Annotated in this window: 5 protein-coding genes and 1 pseudogene; 1 reads left to right on the top strand and 5 read right to left on the bottom strand. The window is 62.6% G+C overall.

The window, feature by feature from the left end; all coding sequences use genetic code 11:
- Window positions 1–280 (bottom strand): helix-turn-helix domain-containing protein (locus DBR23_RS01050; RefSeq protein WP_233250215.1); only part of this gene is annotated, 280 nt, incomplete at its 3' end.
- Between the two features lie 191 nt (window positions 281–471).
- Between DBR23_RS01050 and DBR23_RS01055 the strand changes: the two genes are divergently transcribed.
- Window positions 472–1,929, top strand: coding sequence for an alpha/beta fold hydrolase (locus DBR23_RS01055; RefSeq protein ID WP_108497019.1), 1,458 nt, complete (start codon window positions 472–474; stop codon window positions 1,927–1,929).
- A 30-nt stretch (window positions 1,930–1,959) separates the two neighbouring features.
- On the opposite strand, the pseudogene DBR23_RS01060 reads toward DBR23_RS01055, so the two are convergent.
- The 4 genes and pseudogenes from DBR23_RS01060 to DBR23_RS01075 form a co-directional block, all read right to left on the bottom strand.
- Window positions 1,960–2,133 (bottom strand): annotated as a pseudogene (locus DBR23_RS01060) (transposase); the annotation flags it as partial.
- Between the two features lie 168 nt (window positions 2,134–2,301).
- Window positions 2,302–2,937, bottom strand: a complete 636-nt coding sequence (locus tag DBR23_RS01065) for a ParB/RepB/Spo0J family partition protein (RefSeq protein ID WP_227740917.1) — start codon at window positions 2,935–2,937, stop codon at window positions 2,302–2,304.
- 48 nt (window positions 2,938–2,985) lie between these two features.
- Window positions 2,986–3,888, bottom strand: a complete 903-nt coding sequence (locus DBR23_RS01070; RefSeq protein ID WP_059400345.1) for a helicase C-terminal domain-containing protein — start codon at window positions 3,886–3,888, stop codon at window positions 2,986–2,988.
- A gap of 216 nt (window positions 3,889–4,104) precedes the next feature.
- Window positions 4,105–5,127: an RES family NAD+ phosphorylase gene (locus DBR23_RS01075; protein WP_146191183.1), complete on the bottom strand. Its 1,023-nt coding sequence runs from the start codon at window positions 5,125–5,127 to the stop codon at window positions 4,105–4,107.
- Window positions 5,128–5,252 lie beyond the last annotated feature (125 nt).

Here is a 5,252-nt window from a genome sequence, read left to right on the forward strand (position 1 = left end):
CAACTCTGCTGGGTTTGTCCATCTGGGCGCAGCTCTGAAACTGAGGCTCGCCAGCGATCAAGTGTTGCTGGATCAACGCTGGCGGCGATGGCGGTGGCTTGAGTGCAGCCGCTCCGCCTTGCTCGAACAGGCGCAGTGCAGCGTTGACACCAGACCAACTCAGCCCGGTTTGCTCCACGATCTGCATCACGCCAACACCTTTTCGATGCAAACGGATAACTTGCTTGCGCCGTTCTTGCAGCACTTCCCGCGACTGCTTGCGTGCATCTTCTTTTTCCATGAACTTTGGAGTCAGGTCATCAACAAAAGTTGATGAATAAATTATGCCGAGTCTATAACTCCCGTTGACACAAGATTAGTTACCTAATATTATTTTCCTTAGGTGGCAAACTATGCACCTGAGGCTCGCAGTGGGTAGATTTCGTTTTCGACTGTTAGCGGGTGCCGACCAACATGTAAAAAGGAGACCACATGAAAAGTGAACCAAACCGGCAGGTGAGGGCAATCGGATCTATCAGTTGTCAATCGAGGCGCCTCGTCGGCGTGATAGCGGCAGCTGTACTAACGGCGTGCGGCGGAAGCGACAAGGACGCTGATGGTCCGCCGACACAGCAGGAAGTTGTAGTGACAGGATGCAATGGGACCGTTACCTATGTGGAGGCCGAGGGCGCCTTTGCAAACGGGTCGCCGTGGAGCATGCGTCGGCCAACAGGCTGGAACGGCTTGTTGATCAACGACCTTGACTATGTTCCCGCTAAGGACGGCGCGCGGAGTTGCTACTGGTTGCAGCGAGGCTACGCGCTTTCGGGTACCGGTCGAAATCCGCAAAGAAACTTTAACTATGATCCGGATCGAGAGCAGCAAGAGCTGATCTCGGTCATCGACATGTTCAACGCGCGCTATGGGAAGCCTACGAAGGTGATCCAGTATGGACACTCGGGCGGCGGCTTCGTTGCTCTAAATTTTGCCGAGCGCTATCCCGAGAAGGTTGATGGCGTTGTTGTAGGGTGCGCTCATGAGCCGGTACCACTCATGAACATGATGTTGGATGGGTGGTTCGTGCTGAAGACGCTGATCGCATCAGAATTGCAGGTCGTCGGCTTCTCCGATCTTGCTTCCGTAGCAGATCAATCTGCAAAATGGCGCGCCGCTCTCACGCTAGCTCAGCAGAGCCAGGAAGGTCGGGCTAGGATTGCGCTTGCTGCTGCAGTAGGCCAGTGGCCGGTGTGGAGCAATGCCACACGAGCTCAGCCAGATCCCTTCGATCTCGGTGCGCTTCAAAGTGCAGTCTTCGACACTGTGCTTCTCAACGCCGCCCAACCTGGAGGACAGTCTCGATTCATGTTTGAGCATGCAGGGACATCTCCGGCAGTTCGGCAACTCTCTTGGAATGCGGGCATCGACTACTCCCAACTTCTGGCCCGCGCCGAGCCGGCAGTCGGGCGTCTGGTGCTATCGCTTTACTCGACAAATGGACTCAATCTCCAGGCCGATCTTGCAACACTGCGGGACGCGACCCGTGTACAGGCGGAACCCGCCGCCTCGGCGTTCTGGAACGGGCCGGGACGAACAGTCCACGGCACACCCAAGATACCTTCCTTGCGGATGCATACAACAGGAGATAACGTGGTGCCTCCAAACATCATCGATTCGTATGTTCAGAAGATGCAGGCCAATGGTGGAGATGTGAGTCTCTACAGAACGACGATTGTTGACCGTGCGGGGCACTGTACGTTCGAGCCTTCAGAGTCAGCTGCGGCGATTGAGACAGTCTTGACTCGGATCAACACTGGGGTTTGGCCTGATGTCAGTCCAGCCGGAATGAACGCTAGGGCCAAAGCTCTCATACCCGCATCGGTGCCCGCGTTTGTGCCATACGAGCCAGCTCGGGCGAACCGGCCACAGAACAATCCTGCGGGCGGCCTCTAAACCGCGAGACAGGTGCCCGCAATGGCACCTTTCGGTTGCCAGGCCCTGCTTCTCAAGCAGGTGGCGGAACCGAAGGATCGTCGTCTCGTCCAGCAACCGCGCCACGGCCCTCAGCGCGGCGAACTGGCGGAACACGGGGATGTTGTGCAGAGACTGCTCCATCGCCGGGTCGCTCGGCGCGAACCATTGCTGCAGGTAGTGAACCGCCCCGGGGCGGTTCACCCGGACGATCGCACGCGTGACGCAGCGCACATTGATTACATGCCGCCTCGGACACCGCATAGGCCGGACGCAGATGTCCATCGAGAATGCCGTGGTAGCGGCCTCGGATCCTCGACACTCTCCCGGACTGAGAAGGCCTACACGATGCGATCAAAGCCGGCGGCCCGGCCTGAGCACTGATACGAATGCATAAGGTTCAACCTTTTCGCATGTCTGACCAGAAGCGGCGAAAACCAGGGAACCATCAGGCAGCCGGCGCGCATAGCGTCCGAGTTGGGACTTCGGCAAGGTCACCGGCACCTTCTGCGTCAGCACGCCGTCCTGCTTCTCCGGTGGGGTGCCCGAGAGCAGTTCGGCGTGGCCGAGTTGGATGCTGCGCGTAGTCAGCGCCTTGAGCACTGCGGGTGTGCAGGCCATCAGCGCGAGCCGCCGCTCCAACACCTCGGGCGACCAGCCCATGAGGCGGGCGGCTTCTTCCTTGTCGCCGCGCTGGCGCAGCAGTTGGCGCTGCGCGGCACGGGCTTCCTCGGCCGGCGACATGGCGGCGCGGTAGTAGTTCTCGATCACCGACATGGCCTCGGCCGCCTCGTCGCTGGCGTCCTTGATGACCACGGGCATGTCGTAGTCGTCGCCGAAGACGTTCCTTGCGGCTCTCCAACGGCGCTCACCGGCGATGATCTCGAAGAGGTCGGTGCCCAGCACAGGCCGCACGACGATGGGTTCGAGCACGCCGACCGCGCCGATGCCCTCCATATGGAGTTCATGGGTGGATCGGTGTTGGTCCACCCAGGATCTCCTACCGCGACGCACCTTCAAGAGCCGCCGCTGGCGCCGTCACGCGGCCGAACGATCGACCGTTGCCGCGTCGGATGGCAAGCCTGGCGCCGCGCCGCGCACACGTCGGTACGGCGGCAGGCCCGCCAGCAGGCGCCGGCCCCACGGCGTGCTCGCCAGCCGCGGATCCAGCACCGTGACGCGGCCGTGGTCCTCGGGCGTGCGCAGCAGCCGCCCCACCGCCTGCGCCAGCCGGATGCCGACCTCGGGGACGCTGCGCTCATGGAAGGCGGACCTCCCCTGCGCCTCGATCCACTCCCGGCGTGTCTGCTCGACCGGATCGTCGGGCACCGCGAAGGGCAACTTGACCACTACCAGGTGCGTGCAGTAGGCGCCGGGCAGGTCCACCCCCTCGGAGAGGCTGGCCAGACCGAAGAGGACCGAACGCTGGCCCTGGTCGATGCGAGCCTTGTGGCGCGCCAGCAGCTCGCGCTTGGACGTGCTTCCCTGCACGAGGATCTGCTCGCGCAGCGCCTCCGGCAGCGCATGCGCGACCTGATGCATCTGCCTTGCCGATGCGAACAGGACCAGAGACCCGGCTTGCGCCTCGAGCAGGGCGGGCAGCATGGCTGCCACCTCCTCGGTATGCGCCTGGGCATCGAGCGGATGGGAGCGCATGCGCGGCAGGTGCAGCTCGGCCTGCGCCGCATGGTCGAAGGGTGATGGCAGGCTGAGCGCATGCACCCCCTCCCATGCCTTCAGGCCAGCCTCTTCCATGAAGAGGTCGAACGAGCCGCAGGCCTGCAGCGTCGCCGAGGTCAGCACGGCAGCGCCGGCACGATCCCACAGCAGCGTGCGCAGGCGTTCTCCGCCACCGATCGGCGCAGCGCAGACGTGGAACTCTGTCGTCCGGCCCGCCCTGACCTCCTTGCCACCGCGCTCGATCCAGCGTGCCAAGGACATGTGCCACCTCGGCCATCATCACCAACTGCGCGCGGCGGCTGGCGAAGCCCGGCATGGCCTCGCGCAAGGTGCGCAGACAGGACTGCATGCGGGCTTTCTCTTCGTCGCTGAGCATGCGCCCAGCTTCTCGCAACAAAGCGCGTCTTCAAGGCCCGGCGCAGCGGGGCGTGGGTAGCCTGCAGCGCACCCGAGGCCACGCTGTGGCCCATACGCAGTTCACCAGGACTTGGTCGCCTGCACCGGGATAGAGGCAGGAACATGGCTATAACGCACGCCCTCGATCACGTGCATCGAGACAGCCTCGCACTCAATCGCCAGGTGGAAGGCTGGCCGCCAGTCCGGGGCCAGCATAGCCTCCGGCTCGCCTCTATCGAACAGAACATAGTTCACGCCACCCTCGCATTGCACGGACCGAAAAGCGATGCCATCGAAAGCCCACTTCTTGTCGTAGCGGATGAACTCCGCCAGCGCCTGCGTCATCACGTAATCCGTATCGCCGGTCCGGACCGGTCGAGCGATCTCTTCATGCAGGTACTCCAGCAGCAGCCGATGTTCGCTGCGCTTTCGGTAGCTGGGGTCGAACAAGCTCAAGGGGGCATGTCGCAGCCGGCGACCCAGCCTCGTGAAATCGAAGAACCTCAGGGATGCTGTGGACTGGAAGCGCCCCACCACCACGGTGTCCCCGATCGAGGGACGAACTTCGGCGATGCAGGTGTCGATCTCCCGCGAAACGTAGAGCAAGGGAACGCCGGCGGGGCTCATGCGGTTGTTGGCCGCTCGCTCCTTGGGAGCGGCGCCGAGCGCAATGCCCGGGTTCTCTGCGAACGACCTTGCCTCCAGCTCACCGCTGGCAATGCGGGAGCGGTAGAAAGCCGCGCCGGCGTCGAGCATGGTCACCAGGGCGGGTGTTCCCGGGGTCTCTGGATCCTCGGCCTCGAGCGCCTCGCCGATCAACCACTCGAAGAACGAGCGCGCGGCATCGTTGAAAAAGCGCCGGCCATGGGCCAACTCGTGGGCAATGTGGTGCCAGGGGCCGACCGCATACCAGCGTTCGTGGTCCTCCGATTCGAACGGGCTGGACCTGCGGCTGTACTCCTGTCCCGGCCAGTAAAAGTCCTCTTCATCCGCCTCGGGGTCTTCAAGACACGCAGCGACCGCTCTCCGGACGGCCTCGGAACTGCATCGGATCGCATGGCCCACGACATCATTCAGCGTGAGTTCGTAACCGGGATAGAGCACATGGTCCAGCTCGAAGTGTTCCGGCAGGTACGGATAGGAAATTCAACCGCATGAGGCCAAGTATGGCACGAGTTTTGGGCCTCGAAACACGTTCGGCCAAGGAAGGTTGAGCGCTCGCTTGCCGC

Source organism: Acidovorax sp. HMWF018 (assembly GCF_003061035.1).
In the GTDB taxonomy this organism is placed as follows: Bacteria; Pseudomonadota; Gammaproteobacteria; order Burkholderiales; family Burkholderiaceae_C; genus Acidovorax; species Acidovorax delafieldii.

Bases quoted from the DNA above. Each gene is read 5' to 3' on its own strand.
- DBR23_RS01055 (WP_108497019.1), top strand. From the start codon at position 472: ATGAAAAGTGAACCAAACCGGCAGGTGAGGGCAATCGGATCTATCAGT.
- DBR23_RS01070 (WP_059400345.1), bottom strand. From the start codon at position 3,888: ATGTCCTTGGCACGCTGGATCGAGCGCGGTGGCAAGGAGGTCAGGGCG.